Raw genomic sequence first — 15,553 nt, forward strand, 5'->3', positions numbered from 1 at the left:
GCTGAGGCTTTGGGTGCAAGGAGGGAGGGCTGATTGCAGCAGGCCCACGGCCAGGGATGGCCGTGAGCCAGGCTACAGGGATGTATTCATGCCGGTGCGGTAAGCAGCCCTCCCTCCTGAAACCGGGCACCTGTCATCCCGCAACCCTATTCAAATCAATTTTTATGGAGATTCCTCAGGGATTGACCCTGTGTACCGGTCGACCCGTCAGCGTCAGTGCAGGGTCGGAAACAGGGAGACCACATTGCTGCCGTCAGCCGCGGAAAATCGGGCGTTATAGCGCAGGCGGAAGTCATGCATCTCCTGCGCATCGGGTTCAATGTCACGCAAAAAATTCAGCGCCAGCCGCACATGTTCAGCGGAGATCTCGGTTGGCAGGTAGGCTTTGCGCAGCACGCCGCGCCAGAAAGCGATGCTCTCGTCCGACTCATCGACAATACACACCTGGTAGATAAACAGCACGCTGGCGGCATTGGCGAGGTGGCTCTCATTTTCCACCGTCAGATAGTCAACGAACTCCTCGCCTGCGCTTTTCCCCATCAGGCTAATCAGCGACTCGACGTACACCGGGTCGAGATTGAGCCGCCGGGTTAACGCCTTCACCGCACGGCGCGGGCGCGAATTCAGCACGCGAAAACCAATAATAAACACCACTACCAAAGTTAAAAGCATCAGCCAGATCATGCACTATCCTGTTGAAAATGAAATCAGCCGCGCAGGGCGGAAGGCGTCATGCCGTATACGCTTTTAAAGCGATTGCTGAAATGACTTGAGGAGTTAAAGCCGCAGCGCAGCGCGATTTCGGTCAGCGGCAGCGTGCTGTGGCGCACCAGCTGTTCGGCCTGCGCCATACGCCGCTGCATCACATACTGGTGCGGGGCCAGCCGGGTCGACTGTTTAAACATGCGCGCAAAGTGAAACTCGCTCAGATCCGCGACCGCCGCCAGCTCCCCCAGCGTCAGCCCATTGCCCAGATTGGCATCAATAAACGCCAGCACGTTACGCAGCACAATGGGTGCCAGCCCGCCGCGCACCGTTGGCAGCTGCCACTGTACTTCGCTGTAGTGCTGTAACAGGTGAGTCATCAGCAGCGTTGAGGCGGAGCTGAGCGTAAGCTGGTTGGCGTTCTGCCGCCAGTCGCTGCTCAGCAGGAAGTGGCGATAGAGCTGGGTAATGCGCTCATCCTGCTGGAACACTTTTTCATCCAGCGCGATGCTGGCCGGGCTGCGGTCCCAGATCTGCAGCGCCAGATTTTTCAGGTGCTGGTCGGTGCAGTAAAGGTGGACAAAAGAGAACTCGCCACGAATATCCCACGTTGACTCGCTGTCCTGCGGCATCAGGCAGAAGCGATCCGGCGCGCCGCCGTTCTGCCAGCCGGAGCGGGTCTTATGCCAGGTGTCAAAACCCGCCTCAACGTACAGGCTCAGCGTATGGTGGTCGCTCTTTTGCGTCACGCAGTCGAAATCATTGCGCCAGGCTGCCAGCTGGATCCCGGAGCCAAGCTGCACGTGGCCCTGCAGGCGCGCACGATGCTGACTGAGATTTTCAAAGGCCTGATAGACGTTTTTCATGGCAACCGATCGCAAATTGACAGGCATTTAGTTTAAGGAGCCTGACCGCCGGATACCAGATGTTAGCGATTGGCCGGCAAAAAAAAGCGCAAGATTTTGCAAGTCACCACAGCCTGCTGCAAGTCAGCGGTGGGCAATCGGGCCACACTACGCGTAAATCCCAGGATATTAAGGTAGCCATGAACGCGTTATTGTATTTTTTAGTGGTGGTGATTTGGGGAACAACCTGGATTGCGATAGTGATGCAGCAGGGGGTGGTGTCAATCACCGTGTCCATTTTCTGGCGCTTTCTGCTGGCCGCCGCGGCAATGATGCTGGTGCTGGGCGTGCTGGGCCGCCTGCGCAAACTCTCCCTGCGCGACCACGCATTCTGCCTGCTTCAGGGCTGCTGTGTGTTTGGCTTCAACTTTGTCTGCTTCTATCACGCCGCCTCTTATATCAGCAGCGGGCTGGAGTCGGTGATTTTCTCCATGGCGGTGCTGTATAACGCCGTTAACAGCTGGCTCTTTTTCCGCCAGCGCCCGCACCCTAACCTGCTGCCCGCCGCCTTACTCGGCATTACCGGCATCGTCGCGCTGTTCTGGAACGATTTGGTCAGCACGCAAATGGCACCGCAGCTGCTGCTCGGGGTCGGCCTGAGCGCGCTGGGGACCTTCGGTTTTTCGCTCGGCAATATGATCAGTACCCGCCACCAGCGGCGCGGGCTGGAGACGCTCTCTACCAATAGTTACGCGATGTTTTACGGCGCCATGGTGATGGCGGGCATCAGCCTGTTTCACGGCGACCGCTTTATGCCGGAACTGTCGGCGCGCTACCTCGGCTCGCTGTTTTATCTGGCGATATTTGGCTCCGTGATTGCCTTCGGTGCCTATTTTACTCTGGTGGGGCGCATCGGGGCCAGCCAGGCTGCCTACAGCACGCTGCTGTTCCCGCTGGTCGCCCTGACCCTCTCAACGCTGTATGAGGGCTACGTCTGGCACCTGAATGCAGCGATCGGGCTGGTGTTGATTCTGCTGGGTAACCTGGTGATGTTTGCCAGGCCAGGGCTGTGGCGATTTGCTCAGCGCCCCGCCTCTTCCTGACAACATCATGGTTAGTATGATAAATATAATAATCACCGCTGAAATGAATATCGGGATAAATTAGACAGTGCTGTTAACCATTATTGTTGAAAAATTTTATTAATCGTTTCACATTATTAATACCATAATCTTTCGCCCGGTTAGCCGGGCGACAAATATCGGCATAGCACCTATACTTCCTTTGGTAGTAAATATATTTAACCAACGAAGTGGAGGTCTTTTTGACTATTTCTGATGAAGATGAACTGCACCACGTCATGATCGGCGAAGCCGCAATGAACCTAATCTTCAGCAGGGAAGAAGTGAGTATCGGTTCGCTCATCAACCAGCTACAGCACATGGCGCGACTGGAGGAAGATGATGACAGACTACTCAAGATTTGGGCGGCGCGGAAATGGCTGTTGCAACACAAACAGGGCAGCACTGACGCCTATAAAAAGCCGCACTGGCTAACCGCCGGGACGGAGCATGCAGACCCCGGCAACCGCGAGGCTGATATCCGCCTGCATCGTTTTTCCGATAGTGAAAATACGGAATCCTAACCGGCTGACCGCCGGATACTTTCAACCTTAACGTCAGGGATGACGTTAACAGATAACATTGGTCACGCTTCAACTAGTGAAAGCTCTCCAGCAGATAGCGGAACGCCTGCTGATAGATATCTTTGAGGCGTGATTCTGAGGCTTGCTCGCTGTGAGCGTGCAAGGTCAGCAGGACACTCTTCTTGTCCAGCGCTTTACCGCTGGCGATTAACTCGGATACTGCGCGTCCTATTACTGCATAAATTTCCGCTGGATAGTGGTGATCTTTGCCGTGCACGTGTACCCCTTGTGTGACTGGATGTACAGACAGTATAGCATTTGCCAGGAACGCTGCTCTTTCAGCACCACCAACCGGTACTACACGCCGTACCACACGCGGATTTATGACCCTGTTTTCGGAGTCATCCGGGTTATGGCGAATCAACGCGCCACAAAAAAAATTAAAATAATTAAACCTTGCTAATGAAGACCAGCCATGTTTTTATAGCCTCATCGGTTTGGAATACAGACCTTATGAAGCAGTTTTAGTAAAGCAGTCCTCAGTTCAAGTGTTATCCATAGATATCCTTTCTCATGAGCCTCCTCCTAAGTGCCCAATAAGTAAAACTCTGAAAACAGGCCTTCTGCCACACTGTGTGGCTCAAAATTAAGGAAATATTTATGTCTAATAAAATGACTGGTTTAGTAAAATGGTTCAACGCTGATAAAGGCTTCGGCTTTATTTCTCCAGAAGACGGCAGCAAAGATGTGTTCGTACACTTCTCTGCAATCCAGGGTACTGATTACAAAACCCTTGATGAAGGCCAGAAAGTTGAATTCACCATCGAGAATGGTGCTAAAGGTCCATCAGCCGCTAACGTAGTCGGTCTGTAAGCCTTTCATTATTACCGGCTCACAATCGCGATGAGGGCAACAGCCTGAGCAGATGAGTTGGAAATATGAGAAACGGGGAGTGCCTTGCGGCACTCCCCGTTTTCGTTTACGCGCCCCGCCCTCACTAATTCTCTGTTTACTCTGCCTTATTTTTTCCAAGACCCGGCTTGTATTCTTAATCCTTTCCCGCCGTCACAATGCCCGCAGATAAAGAGTGCTGCGGCGTAGCCATACCACTGCCGCTAAATCTTTGTCCTCACTGCGGGTATTCGCCCCACTTTTACTGATGTCGCGAATATTCACGCAAACACTCGCGTCGTTAGGGATTTGCCTGGCAATACTGGCATGACTATCAGAACGACCTTCTCTCTGCCTGGAAAAAAAGGATTAACAATATGATAAATAAAAAATTGATCGTTGCTGCTGTGCTGGCCGGTTCTGCTTTCGCTTCAGTGGCTCAGGCGGCTGACGGCACTATTAACTTTACCGGTACGATTATCGATACCGCTTGTACGGTAACCCCGGCAACCGCAAACCAGACCGTGGCGCTGGGGACCGTGAATAAATCGGCCTTTGGCGCAGCAGGCAGCAGCGCCAGTCCAACCAGATTTAGCGTAGTGCTGACCTCTTGCCCTGCAACGGCCACCACTGCAAGCATAAAATTTGATGGCCCAACCAATGCTGCCAACAGCAACCTGCTGGCCATTACCCCATCAGCGGGTACAGAAGCGCAGAATGTTGGGGTAGGTATTTACGAGCAGGATGCCTCAACGCTTATCCCAGTGGCGAGCGCCTCTGCCAGCAAGACGTTATCAACCACTACAGACACCACCTTCAACTTCGTCGCCAAATACGTTGCGACCGCTACGGGCGTGACTGCTGGCCCGGCGAACGCCGTTAGCGACTTCACTGTTTCGTATAACTAATTTGCACGCGAGTATTGAAGGATGTTGCTAAGCTCATGCAACCGGGCAGGGAAGCCGTTGTTGAACCTGGCGACGTCATGACGTCGCCATCAAGCAGCAGTTGCTAAGAATTCTTAAGGGGGATGTCATGTTCAGCAAGTTGAAAACTTTTTGTGTAGCCGCTGCGATTCTCAGCACCGTGCAGTTTGCCTCAGCCGGAGTCATCGTAGGCGGAACGCGTGTGATCTACAACGCAGCCCAAAAAGAGACCTCAATTGCCGTGCGTAACCCGGAGAAAGCAACGCCCTATCTGATGCAGTCCTGGGTTGAGAACGCCTCCCCCTCTGACACTAGCAAGGTACCGTTTATTATTACCCCGCCGCTATTCCGCCTCGATGCCGGGCAGGAAAATACCCTGCGCATCGTGCGCACTGGCGGGCAACTGCCTGAAGATCGCGAGTCGCTCTACTGGCTGAATATTAAATCGATCCCGGCCAGTTCAAAAGCCGATACGAACCAGTTACAGATCTCGGTCAAAACCCGCATTAAGCTGATTTATCGCCCTGCATCATTAGTCGCTAACGCACCGGATGCCTATAAAAAGTTAACTTTTTCCCGCCAGGGAAATCAGCTGCAGGTCACCAACCCCACGGCCTATCAAATCGCTTTTTACCGCGTGATAGTCGGCGGCGTAGAGATCAAAGAGCCTGGCAGCATTACGCCATTTAGCACACTGAGCCTCCCCCTGCCTGTCGGTGCTTCCGGACAGGTCAGCTGGCAGACCATTAATGATTTCGGTGGTATTACTCCGGCGGAAAGTAAAGCCCTGTAATCACCACCGCTACACCCGTTAAACCTGCCCACTGCTTTTTTCAACCACCATCATTTTATGAGAGCGGGAGGGATCCCCTTGCTGTCATTCCTGAAGGGAACGCTTTGCCATGAACAAAAAATATTACAAAACTCATGCGGCCGCCATTACCCGGCCCGGCACCGCGCGTGAGGCCTTTATGCCGTCACTGCTGGCGCTGGCTATTGCCGTATGTTCTGGCGCCGTTCAGGCTGATGACTATTTCAACCCAGCGGCGCTGGAGCTGACCCCGGAACAGGCCGGACTTGATCTCAGCAAGTTCTCAACTAATGGCGGCCAGATGCCGGGCAGCTACCTGGTGGATATTTACCTCAACGATAATAAGATCGAGACCCGTAAGGTTAAATTTGATGACCTTAACGGTAAACTGCAGCCCGAGCTGACCCCAGAACAGCTACGGTCAATGGGGATTAAGCTGGAAGCTTTCCCTGCGCTACAGCTGATGGCTGCGGATAAGCCGATAATCGGACTAAGCCAGTATATTCCCGACGCTGACAGCCAGTTCGATTTCAGCCGCCAGCGCCTGAATCTGAGTGTTCCTCAGGCTGCGCTGACTAGCGAAGCACGCGGCTATATCGCCCCCTCACAATGGGACCAGGGGTTGCCAGCCGCCCTGGTCAACTATAATTTCAGCGGTTCCAACACCCGCCGCGACGGGCGTCCCGGCAGCGACGACAATTATTATCTTAACCTGCGCACCGGCCTGAACTTCGGCGCGTGGCGTTTGCGCAACTATTCTACCTGGAGCGACGGCGGCGGTCAGCGCCAGTGGCAGAACGTCAATACCTATCTGCAGCGTGATGTCCAGGCGCTGAAAGGCCAGATGACGCTGGGGGACAGCGCTTCGCCAGGCGAGATATTTGACAGCGTGCAGTTTCGCGGCGCGCAGCTTGCCTCCGATGACAATATGTTCCCGGACAGTCTGAAAGGGTTTGCCCCGGTGGTACGCGGCATAGCCCAGAGCAATGCCCAGATAACGGTGCGCCAAAACGGCTACATTATTTATCAGACTTATGTCCCCCCTGGCCCCTTTGCAATCACTGACCTCTACCCGACTGCCTCCAGCGGCGATCTCGACGTGACCATCACCGAGGCTGACGGCAGTGAACGTCACTCGGTGCAGCCTTTCTCGGCGGTACCGGTGATGCTGCGTGAAGGGCGCCTGAAGTACGCCGCCACGGCCGGTGAGTATCGCTCCGTCATTCCAGGTGCGTTGAAGCCTGGCTTTGCCCAGGGCACGCTGATTTACGGCCTGCCGGCCAATACTACCGTTTACGGCGGCCTGCTGGTTTCCGACCGCTATAATGCACAGGTGGTTGGTCTGGGTCATGGCTTTGGCGATCTCGGTTCCCTCTCTGTGGACGTCACCCAGGCTAAAACCGAACTGCGCGACGGCAGCAACCACAGCGGCCAGTCATTCCGATTTCAGTACGCTAAAGATATTGAAGTCACTAAAACCACCTTTACCCTGGCAGGCTATCGTTACTCCACCAGCGGTTTTTATGACTTCAAAGAAGCTAACGAGCTGGGGACCACTTCCCTCGATGACTGGCGCCAGAGATATAACAAGCGCAGCAAGGCGCAGGTCAATATCAATCAGTCGCTGGAGCAGTATGGCAACTTTTATCTGTCCGCCTGGCAACAGGATTACTGGCGTGAGTCTGGATATGAACGCAATCTCGGTGCGGGATACAACCTGAGTTACAACAGCATCACCTGGGGCGTGAGCTATACCTATAGCCAGTCGCCGGGCAATAACGCTAACGACCAGCAATTTGCTATTAATATCCAGGTGCCGCTGAGTAAGTGGCTGCCGAACAGCTGGGCAAGTTACAATATGAATACCTCCAAGCGCGGCAGCACCACCCACCAGGTTGGGTTGAGCGGCACTACGCTGGCCGATAACAATCTGAACTATAACCTGCAGCAGAGCTATAGCAATCAGGGCGAAGGGGCCAGCGGCAATGTCAACGCCAACTATAAAGGGACGTATGGCGAAATGCAGGGCGGCTATAACTATGCCAAAGACGCTGAACAGCTCAACTACGGCCTGCAGGGTGGCATTGTGCTGCATCCTTACGGCGTAACCTTCTCACAGCAGCAGGGGGAAACCCTGGCGCTGGTACGCGCGCCGGGAGCCAGCGGCGTCAAAATTGAGAATAACACGGGGGTGCGCACCGACTGGCGCGGTTATGCCGTGGTGCCCTACGTCAGCACCTATCGTCAGAACCGCGTGGCGCTGGAAACTGAAAGCCTTGCGGAGAATGTCGACCTTGACGGCAATGTCCAGACCGTGGTCCCTACCCAGGGTGCCGTGGTGCTGGCCGATTTTAAGACCCGCGTCGGGCGCCGGGTGTTGATGACCCTCAGCTATCAGGGCCGCCCAGTGCCATTTGGCGCGACTGCGGCGCTGCGCCAAAATAATGACAACTCAGCCAACAGCAGTATTGTCGGCAGCGATGGTCAGCTCTATATGAGCGGGGTGCCGGATAAAGGCCAGCTGCGGGTCAAATGGGGCAATGCGGCTAATCAGCATTGTCAGGTTAACTTTGCACTACCTGACCAGGGTGCCACTACCATAACCGCAGCGGACTTTGTCTGCCGCTAAGCGAACAGGATGCACACCATGAGAATGAATAAACGAACGCGTTGTTTTTCGGCGGCATTAGGTATGATGTTCCTGCTGCCTGGCGCGGCGATGGCGGCTTGTACCTTAAAGTCAGGACCTGGCACTGGCACTATCAGTTTTGGTCGGGTTGTCGTTCAGCGCGATACGCCTGTGGGGACGATTTTGGCAACACAGTCTATTGTGTCTGGAGGAGCAACCTGGACCTGTGATGCTCGTTGGACTTATACAGGCAATCTCACACTGTTCTCAACGCTAAGCCCCTATGGTAACAGCGTATATTCAACCAATATTCCAGGTGTCGGTATGCGTATACATTTCGGGGCAGGGTTTAACAGTTATTTTCCGATCGGTTCCGTGTCTGGACCCGCTTCCTCATTTCAAGGTGGGACGATTGCTGCAGACCTGATTAAGACCTCTGCTGCTGCCGTAGGCAGCGGCAATCTCACCAATGGCGCGCTTGTTACATTCAAAATTGATGCCACGACGGTATATACATTGAATCTGTCCGGCACCAATACCATCGTCCCGGTTGCCTGCTCCGTTTCCAGCAGCGCCATTAATGTGCCAATGGGCAATGTGGCACGCAATCTCTTTACACATGTAGGGTATGCAGGCACCCCCGTTCCCTTCTTTATTCCATTGCGATGTGATGCGGGTACCAGCGTGAAGCTGACAGTCGATGCTGTCGCCGACAGTTCAGCAGCACCAGGGGTGATCGCGCTGACTTCAGCAGGTTCAGCGGGCGTGGCCAGTGGTGTTGGGATCCAATTAACCTATAGCGGCGCACCGGTCACATTTGGCAGCCAGATGCCGATTCTGACTTCCCCTGGTGGCGTATTTAATATTCCACTGATTGCGCGCTATTACCAAACTTTACCCACGGTGCAAGCCGGCACCGCCAACGCCCAGGCCACCTTCACCATGACCTACAACTAAATCCTTACTGTGCCTTGATAAGCTGTTGTTATCATCCTGTGTACGCTGAATGCCTGGCGTACACTTTTTTTTGCCATAAAAAAACGACGCGCAGAATCTTCTGCACATCGTTATTTGAGATAAAATTCTTGCTTATTTAAACAGATCGTCACGGTATTTAAATAACTCGAGGTCAGACCCTATCCCCAACTTTTTCATTCCCGTCTGCTTATGACCGCTAATGGTTTTTCGGCTGCGCTTCAGCTTGTCAGCAATATCAACAATTGCCATGCCGTCGAGGAAGCAGCGAATGACTTCTGCCTCGCGTGGGGTCAGCAGCTTGCTAAGTTTCGCCAGGTCGTTGTCCTGCGGCTGTGCCGTAAAGGCCATTTCCAGCAGTGCGTTGTCGCGTTTGCGAGTGGGCACCTGCGATAGCTCAACCGCAATATTCTCTGGCATATAGCGCTGCCCTGCCGCAACCCTGCGTACCGCATCAAAGTAGAACTGCGTCTCTTCGCGTTTGGTGATATAGCCTTTGATACCCAGCATAAATGCCGCGCGGATCACCGCCAGGCTCTCCATTGATGAAGAGAGCAGAATTTTCAGCTCTGGGTGGTGAGCCTGAATCTGTTTGATTAGCGACAGGCCATCCATCTCATCGCTGTTAAGGATATAGTCCAGCATCAGCACATCGGCATGATTATCACGCAGCCATGCCAGCAGTTCACGGCTGTGACCAAAGGTTGCCGCCATCATAATATCTTTCTCTTTGGCCGCAGCAACTTCAAAGGAGAAACGGATCATCGGATGATCGTCCAGCAGTACCACGGTGATTTTTTTATCGTTCAACAGGCTCATTAAGCAGACCTCTACAATGAGGGGGGCGTATTAGCCCCCCTAAAATTAATCTTATTATTTCTGGCCCTGGAGCCAGTGAAGCAGTTCCCCGGCGCTGGCATAACCGCGGAAAATCGCACTATAACCGTCAAAGCGATTAGTAATTTCCGCCACGCGATTGTTGTAGTAATCCGATTCTGAAGTTAGCACATCTAACAGCGTTCGTTTACCCAGGTGATACCACTGGTCGAAGAAGTCATGGCGAATGCGGTCAGATTCGGTGGTCAGGTTGCGGTACAGGTCCGCGCGCTGCAGCATCGAATGGGCATCCTGATCCGCCGCGCGCACGCGCTGCTGCAGATCGTCCAGCTGGTTCTCTGCCTGCTCGCGCTGCGCATAGGCACGCTGCACGGCTGCCTGCTCAGCGGCCTTGCTTGAACCGCCACGGAATACGCCCCAACTGACGTTGATACCGGTCTGCCAGGCTTCTTCACGCCCGTTATACTCATCGCGACCGGTGCTCTTACTGACTACCCAGTTGACCTGCGGCAGATTGGATGATTTCAGCGCTTTCGCTTCGTCGAACGACGCCTCAGCCTGCTCACGCGCCTGTGTCAGCGTAGGGTGATCGTTTACCTGCGCCATCAGTGCATTCAACGCGGCCGGGTTCAGATCCCACCGTTTTCCCGGTGGCAGTGCAACCTGGGCATCGCCCAGCAGGCGGGTGAGCAGAATCTCGCTATCGCGCGCTTTCGCCACGGCGTTATCCAGCGCCGACTGCGCCTGTAACATGCGCCCGGTCGCCTGGGTCAGCTCGCTGCGACGTCCCGGGTCCTGAGCGACGATGCCACTCAGCATCGTCACCAGCTCATTCATCCGCGCCACATACTGCTCGCTCATCTCGATAATCAGGCGCTGTTTCGCCAGCTCAACCAGTCCGCCGCTCACCTGCCAGGCGAGGTCTTCACGCTGCGCATCGAGCTGTGAATCTGCCGCTTTCACCGCATGCTGCTTGCTGTCGATGGTGTGCGAGGTCTGACCAAAGTCATACAGATTGGTAGCAATATTAAGACCAATTGCCGGCGTGGTACTGGCATTACGGTTTCCCTTACCAAACTGCCAGCGGCGCGAGTCGGTGCTGATATCCACCTGCGGCAGGCGCGCGCCTTTGGCAGCCTTAACCTCTTCACGCGCGGCCTCGCTGGCAAACTGTGCGCTGCGCAGCTGTGGGCTGCGCTGTACCGCAATGGCTACCGCGTGGTAGAACGCGGCGCGGATATCGCGCTCAGCCGGAAGATGACGCTCGCCGACGGCGACCGTTTTAGCCGGCGCGCTGTTGAACGTATTTGGCGCAACGGCCGCGTTGGCCGACGTCATCATCGGCATATTCAGGGCAGCCGCTACCAGTACCGCGCTAATACGCAGCGTCGTTAGACAGATTTTCATTATTTAAATTTCCGTTATTATCTTTCGCGGAAGGCTTCACGCGCTTTGAATATTGGCTTGAGCAAATATTCGAGAATTGTTTTTTCACCGGTGCGGATTTCAACACTGGCAACCATGCCCGGAATTATTGGCAATTGTTTATTACCGACATTCAGGGTGCTGCTGTCAGTTAATACCATCACGCGGTAGTAGGTATCGTCCGGTCGACCGGCTGTGGATTTCACATCATCTTTAATCGTGTCCGGACTGATTAATTCCACTTTGCCTTTCAGGCCGCCGTAAATGGCGTAATCATAGGCAGTAATTTTTACCGTTGCCGCCAGTCCCGGGTGGAGAAAGGCCACGTCAGAGGGGCGAATTTTCGCTTCCACTAACAGCTGATCTTCTGACGGTACAATCTCCATAATATGTTCACCAGGCTGAATTACGCCGCCAATGGTGTTGACGCTGATATTTTTCACCGTGCCGTTAACCGGCGCGGAAAGGGTGGTACGGTCCATTACGTCAGCACGCCCAATCAGGTTTTCCGAAGTCTGCGATAGCTCCAGCTCCAGCTTGTTCAGCTCGGTGTTGGCTTCCGCCTGATAGCGGTTGCGGCGCTCAACAATCTGCGACTGCAGGTCGTTGGCCTGGCGCTGCATGCGTAACATCTCCACTTCAGAGAGCAGCCCACGCGCCGCCAGCGGCTGGGACATATGAATCTCACGCTTCGACAGGTCATAGCTGCGCTGCAGCGCGCCGACTGCATCATTCAGCGCGCTTTTTCGCGCGTTGTAAGCTTTGGTTTCCTGCTCGACCACCGCACTGTCTTTCATCACCTGTTCGTCAAAGACCAGCGGCTGGCCATAAGCTTCGGCGCGCAGGCGGGCAATAGTTCCTTTCAGACCGACCACTTTGTTCAGGGCTTCACGGTAGCTGGCCTGGGCGCGGGTCGGATCAATTTTCAGCAGCACTTCGCCCTGCTTCACCACCTGCCCTTCGCGCACGTCCATTGAAGCCAGGATGCCGCCTTCCAGGCTTTGGATCACCTGCTCATGGCTGCGCGAGACGATTTTGGCCTCACCTTTGGTGATCTCCTCGACTTTGGCAAAGTGTGCCCAGGTAAGAAAACCGGCAATAACCGCGATAAAAATCAGCAGCACCAGATATGAGCCGGGCGTTCTCTGGCTCAGTAACGAGGAGTGAATATCATTCATAAAAGCCGCATCGCTGGCGCTGATTGCCTGCTTGCGGCGCAGGGATAACTTAGCCATTATGCGCTTTCCTCGGTTTCTGGCTGTGCCACTGCGGCGCTATTTGCTGCCGGTGTCGCCGTGCTCACTTTGTTAGTGCTGGTCGCGCTTACCGGCGCTTCGCCACGCAGTTTTGCCAGCACGTTCTCTTTCGGTCCATCCATCGCCACTCTGCCGTTATCGATAACAATAATGCGATCGACCAGGGTCAGCAGTGACGGACGATGGGTGACCACCACCAGAGTCTGCCCTTCGCTGGCCGCATGCAGATGGCGTAAAAATTGCTGTTCTGTCTGGGCATCCATCGCGCTGGTCGGCTCGTCCAGCAGCAGCATCTGTGGACGGGTCAGCAGGGTTCTGGCCAGTGCCACCAGCTGACGCTGGCCGCCGGACAGATTACCGCCGTGTTCCCCCACCGGCAGGTGGATACCCTGCGGGTGGCGGGCGGCGATCTGGTCCAGCCCGGTCAGTTTCAGCACGCGCATCAACTCACTGGCTGAGGCATCGGGCACGCCAAGCATCACGTTTTCACGCAGCGAGCCGTAGAACAGGCGCGCATCCTGACTGACATAGCCCACGGTGTGGCGCCAGTCGGCCGGGTCAATCTGATTCACGTCGAGACCGGCGGCAAACATCTGCCCTTCCGTTGGCATATACAGACGGGCCATGATGCGCAGCAGCGTGGATTTGCCGCTGCCAATCGCGCCGAGAATCGCCACGCGCTCGCCGGCTTGAATATCAAGGCTGATGTTGTGCAGCACTTTCGGACTTGGGCGCATCGGCGGTGCCGGGTAGCTGAACTGCACCTTCTTCAGGGTTAAGCCGCCTTTAAGATCCGGGTCCGCCACATACTCCTGCTCTTCGTCGCGATCGACCGGCATGTTCATCAGTTTGCTCAGTGACGTCAGGGCAGCTTTTGCCTGCTGGTAACGTGTTGCCAGGCCAATCACCTGCCCCAGCGGAGCCGTTGCGCGGCCCGCCAGCATGACCGTACCTATCAAGGCACCCATGGTGAGGGTGCCGGCATCAATCAGGTACACGCCAATCACAATCAGTAACACGGTCTGGAACTGCTGCAGAAACGTTACCACCCCAGTCGCCAGCGAAGAGAAACGCTTGGATTTCGCTGCGCTGCCTGCCTGCAGGGCGCTGAAGTTCTGCCAGCGGCGCTGCATATAGGCCTGACCATTAACGGCCTTCAGGGTTTCCATACCTTCCACCGACTCAATCAGCACCCCCTGCTTCAGTGACGATTCCTGCAGATTGGCCTTCATGATTTTTGCCAGCGGCCACTGAATGATCACGCAGACAATAAGAATCAGCGGCAGCATCAACATCGGAACCCAGCCCAGCGGACCGCCGATGGTGAAGATCACCCCCATAAACAGCAGGATAAACGGCAGGTCAGCCAGTGCCGCCAGGGTAGCGGATGAGACAAACTCACGTACCGATTCAAACTCGCGCAGCTGGTTAGCAAAGGTGCCCGAGGATTGCGGTTTATGCTCCATCCGTACCGAAAGCGCCTGACGAAAAAGGATACTGCCGACAATCAAATCTGCTTTTTTGCCGGCGGTATCCAGCAGATAAGCACGCACATAGCGGGTTACGGCTTCAAACAGCATCGCCACGGTTACGCCAATCGCCAGCGACCACAGGGTGGTAAATGCCTGGTTCGGGATAACGCGGTCGTACACATTCATGGTGAAGAAGATGCTAGCCAGGGCCAGCACGTTAATTAATACCGAGGCCACAGCCCCGCTGCGGTAATAGCGTCGATAGCGCCACAGGGTGCTGAACAGCCAGTGTTTCTGATTTTCCGGTAACCCTTCTACTACGCGGCGGTCTACTTTCGCCTTTGGCTTAGTCATAATGGCGTAGCCGCTGAACCACGCTTCAATCTCCTCGTGTTCAATTTCCACCGGCTCTTTGCTGACTTCCGGCAAAATAACCTTGTAGAACCAGGTCAGCTTATTTTCCGCGTTTTTCTTTTTTACCCGGTCTAGCAAAATGCAGCCGCCGGAAGATTTGCGCACCAGAATAATTGGCGTCACTTCCAGCGGTAATTCCCACAGCTGCCGCTCGACCAGGCCTGAGGTGAAACCGTTGTTTTCGAGTGCGTCCAGCGCCTGCGACGGCGACAGGAAAACGTCTTTGGCTAACCCTGCTACCAGCGCTTCCTGACTGCGCCCCATTCCATAGTGCTGGCAAATCCAGTCCACGCTTTGCAGCAGAGTATCGTCGATGCGCATTGTTACCTGCGCAAGCTGCTGCAATTCATCCTGCTGCAGATTGTGGGATTCATTCGCGTTCATCTCAATCTCTTGTTAATTAAAAGTCAGTTGTGGTGATACCAGAGCGTGAAGAGAGTGAGCAAAGCGTTGCCACTGACTTCGCCCCCTCGAGAAGTGAACAGAGAATATTAAATAGCAGGACTTTTCTGAATAGCGGATTACTTACCCGGACGTAGGAAAAGGATTACCTTTAAACGCGACTCACTGGCAGAAAATTATCCCCCTCGATCCGTCACGCCTTCTTCTTTATTTACTTTTAATCAGAACACATTTTTACGGACAAAATCTTCTCATCCAAGACATGGCCTGGTTCTTTTCTAAACCATTCCCCGCATTATCAGGAAAATTCTGAGGAACAG

The 15,553-nt window shown here is 54.6% G+C and carries 14 protein-coding genes; 7 read left to right on the forward strand and 7 right to left on the reverse strand.

What is annotated here, in order from left to right; translation table 11 throughout:
- Window positions 1–213: 213 nt before the first annotated feature.
- Window positions 214–684 carry a DUF1198 family protein gene (locus tag ID864_RS15840; RefSeq protein WP_099754423.1) on the reverse strand — a complete coding sequence of 157 codons (471 nt, stop codon included), beginning with the start codon at window positions 682–684 and terminating at the stop codon, window positions 214–216.
- A gap of 23 nt (window positions 685–707) precedes the next feature.
- Entirely contained in the window at window positions 708–1,571 is an 864-nt protein-coding gene (locus tag ID864_RS15845) for a helix-turn-helix domain-containing protein (RefSeq protein WP_048918539.1), read from the reverse strand.
- A 179-nt stretch (window positions 1,572–1,750) separates the two neighbouring features.
- On the opposite strand from ID864_RS15845, the gene ID864_RS15850 reads away from it, so the two are divergent.
- Together ID864_RS15850 and ID864_RS15855 are read left to right on the forward strand one after the other, a co-directional pair.
- Complete coding sequence (locus ID864_RS15850; protein ID WP_048918538.1) at window positions 1,751–2,653, forward strand: DMT family transporter; 903 nt, start codon at window positions 1,751–1,753, stop codon at window positions 2,651–2,653.
- 221 nt (window positions 2,654–2,874) lie between these two features.
- Window positions 2,875–3,195 (forward strand): hypothetical protein, encoded by a 321-nt coding sequence (locus ID864_RS15855; protein ID WP_191150063.1) that lies wholly within the window; start codon window positions 2,875–2,877, stop codon window positions 3,193–3,195.
- A 73-nt stretch (window positions 3,196–3,268) separates the two neighbouring features.
- On the opposite strand, the gene ID864_RS15860 is transcribed toward ID864_RS15855, so the two are convergent.
- Window positions 3,269–3,472, reverse strand: coding sequence for a hypothetical protein (locus tag ID864_RS15860; RefSeq protein WP_048917284.1), 204 nt, complete (start codon window positions 3,470–3,472; stop codon window positions 3,269–3,271).
- Window positions 3,473–3,855: 383 nt separating this feature from the next.
- Between ID864_RS15860 and cspE the strand changes: the two genes are divergently transcribed.
- From cspE to ID864_RS15885, 5 genes are all read left to right on the forward strand, one after another.
- The gene (gene cspE, locus ID864_RS15865) at window positions 3,856–4,068 is read left to right on the forward strand and encodes a transcription antiterminator/RNA stability regulator CspE (RefSeq protein WP_048917283.1); all 213 of its coding nucleotides are present in this window, start codon (window positions 3,856–3,858) and stop codon (window positions 4,066–4,068) included.
- Between the two features lie 395 nt (window positions 4,069–4,463).
- The gene (locus tag ID864_RS15870; protein WP_191150064.1) at window positions 4,464–4,994 is read left to right on the forward strand and encodes a fimbrial protein; all 531 of its coding nucleotides are present in this window, start codon (window positions 4,464–4,466) and stop codon (window positions 4,992–4,994) included.
- A gap of 127 nt (window positions 4,995–5,121) precedes the next feature.
- On the forward strand, window positions 5,122–5,805 hold the full coding sequence (locus ID864_RS15875) for a fimbrial biogenesis chaperone (protein WP_191150065.1): 684 nt from the start codon (window positions 5,122–5,124) through the stop codon (window positions 5,803–5,805).
- A 109-nt stretch (window positions 5,806–5,914) separates the two neighbouring features.
- The gene (locus tag ID864_RS15880; RefSeq protein ID WP_318153236.1) at window positions 5,915–8,452 is read left to right on the forward strand and encodes a fimbria/pilus outer membrane usher protein; all 2,538 of its coding nucleotides are present in this window, start codon (window positions 5,915–5,917) and stop codon (window positions 8,450–8,452) included.
- 18 nt (window positions 8,453–8,470) lie between these two features.
- Window positions 8,471–9,409 carry a fimbrial protein gene (locus ID864_RS15885; RefSeq protein WP_191150066.1) on the forward strand — a complete coding sequence of 313 codons (939 nt, stop codon included), beginning with the start codon at window positions 8,471–8,473 and terminating at the stop codon, window positions 9,407–9,409.
- Between the two features lie 132 nt (window positions 9,410–9,541).
- On the opposite strand, the gene ID864_RS15890 is transcribed toward ID864_RS15885, so the two are convergent.
- The 4 genes from ID864_RS15890 to ID864_RS15905 are packed head-to-tail and all read right to left on the reverse strand — an operon-like array spanning window position 9,542 to window position 15,215.
- Entirely contained in the window at window positions 9,542–10,246 is a 705-nt protein-coding gene (locus ID864_RS15890; protein ID WP_191150067.1) for a response regulator transcription factor, read from the reverse strand.
- A 54-nt stretch (window positions 10,247–10,300) separates the two neighbouring features.
- Window positions 10,301–11,671 carry a TolC family protein gene (locus ID864_RS15895; protein WP_191150068.1) on the reverse strand — a complete coding sequence of 457 codons (1,371 nt, stop codon included), beginning with the start codon at window positions 11,669–11,671 and terminating at the stop codon, window positions 10,301–10,303.
- A 17-nt stretch (window positions 11,672–11,688) separates the two neighbouring features.
- Entirely contained in the window at window positions 11,689–12,924 is a 1,236-nt protein-coding gene (locus ID864_RS15900; protein WP_191150069.1) for an HlyD family type I secretion periplasmic adaptor subunit, read from the reverse strand.
- Window positions 12,924–15,215 (reverse strand): type I secretion system permease/ATPase, encoded by a 2,292-nt coding sequence (locus ID864_RS15905; protein WP_191150070.1) that lies wholly within the window; start codon window positions 15,213–15,215, stop codon window positions 12,924–12,926. The genes ID864_RS15900 and ID864_RS15905 overlap by 1 nt, the downstream gene beginning before the upstream one ends.
- Window positions 15,216–15,553: the final 338 nt, after the last annotated feature.

It is taken from the genome of Erwinia aphidicola, from assembly GCF_014773485.1.
GTDB classification, from domain to species: domain Bacteria; phylum Pseudomonadota; class Gammaproteobacteria; order Enterobacterales; family Enterobacteriaceae; genus Erwinia; species Erwinia aphidicola.

Coding starts and splice junctions, on each gene's coding strand:
- ID864_RS15895 (WP_191150068.1), bottom strand. CDS start 11,671: ATGAAAATCTGTCTAACGACGCTGCGTATTAGCGCGGTACTGGTAGCG.
- ID864_RS15890 (WP_191150067.1), bottom strand. CDS start 10,246: ATGAGCCTGTTGAACGATAAAAAAATCACCGTGGTACTGCTGGACGAT.
- ID864_RS15905 (WP_191150070.1), bottom strand. CDS start 15,215: ATGAACGCGAATGAATCCCACAATCTGCAGCAGGATGAATTGCAGCAG.
- ID864_RS15850 (WP_048918538.1), top strand. CDS start 1,751: ATGAACGCGTTATTGTATTTTTTAGTGGTGGTGATTTGGGGAACAACC.
- ID864_RS15880 (WP_318153236.1), top strand. CDS start 5,915: ATGAACAAAAAATATTACAAAACTCATGCGGCCGCCATTACCCGGCCC.
- ID864_RS15875 (WP_191150065.1), top strand. CDS start 5,122: ATGTTCAGCAAGTTGAAAACTTTTTGTGTAGCCGCTGCGATTCTCAGC.
- ID864_RS15840 (WP_099754423.1), bottom strand. CDS start 684: ATGATCTGGCTGATGCTTTTAACTTTGGTAGTGGTGTTTATTATTGGT.
- ID864_RS15900 (WP_191150069.1), bottom strand. CDS start 12,924: ATGGCTAAGTTATCCCTGCGCCGCAAGCAGGCAATCAGCGCCAGCGAT.
- ID864_RS15845 (WP_048918539.1), bottom strand. CDS start 1,571: ATGAAAAACGTCTATCAGGCCTTTGAAAATCTCAGTCAGCATCGTGCG.
- ID864_RS15885 (WP_191150066.1), top strand. CDS start 8,471: ATGAGAATGAATAAACGAACGCGTTGTTTTTCGGCGGCATTAGGTATG.
- cspE (WP_048917283.1), top strand. CDS start 3,856: ATGTCTAATAAAATGACTGGTTTAGTAAAATGGTTCAACGCTGATAAA.
- ID864_RS15870 (WP_191150064.1), top strand. CDS start 4,464: ATGATAAATAAAAAATTGATCGTTGCTGCTGTGCTGGCCGGTTCTGCT.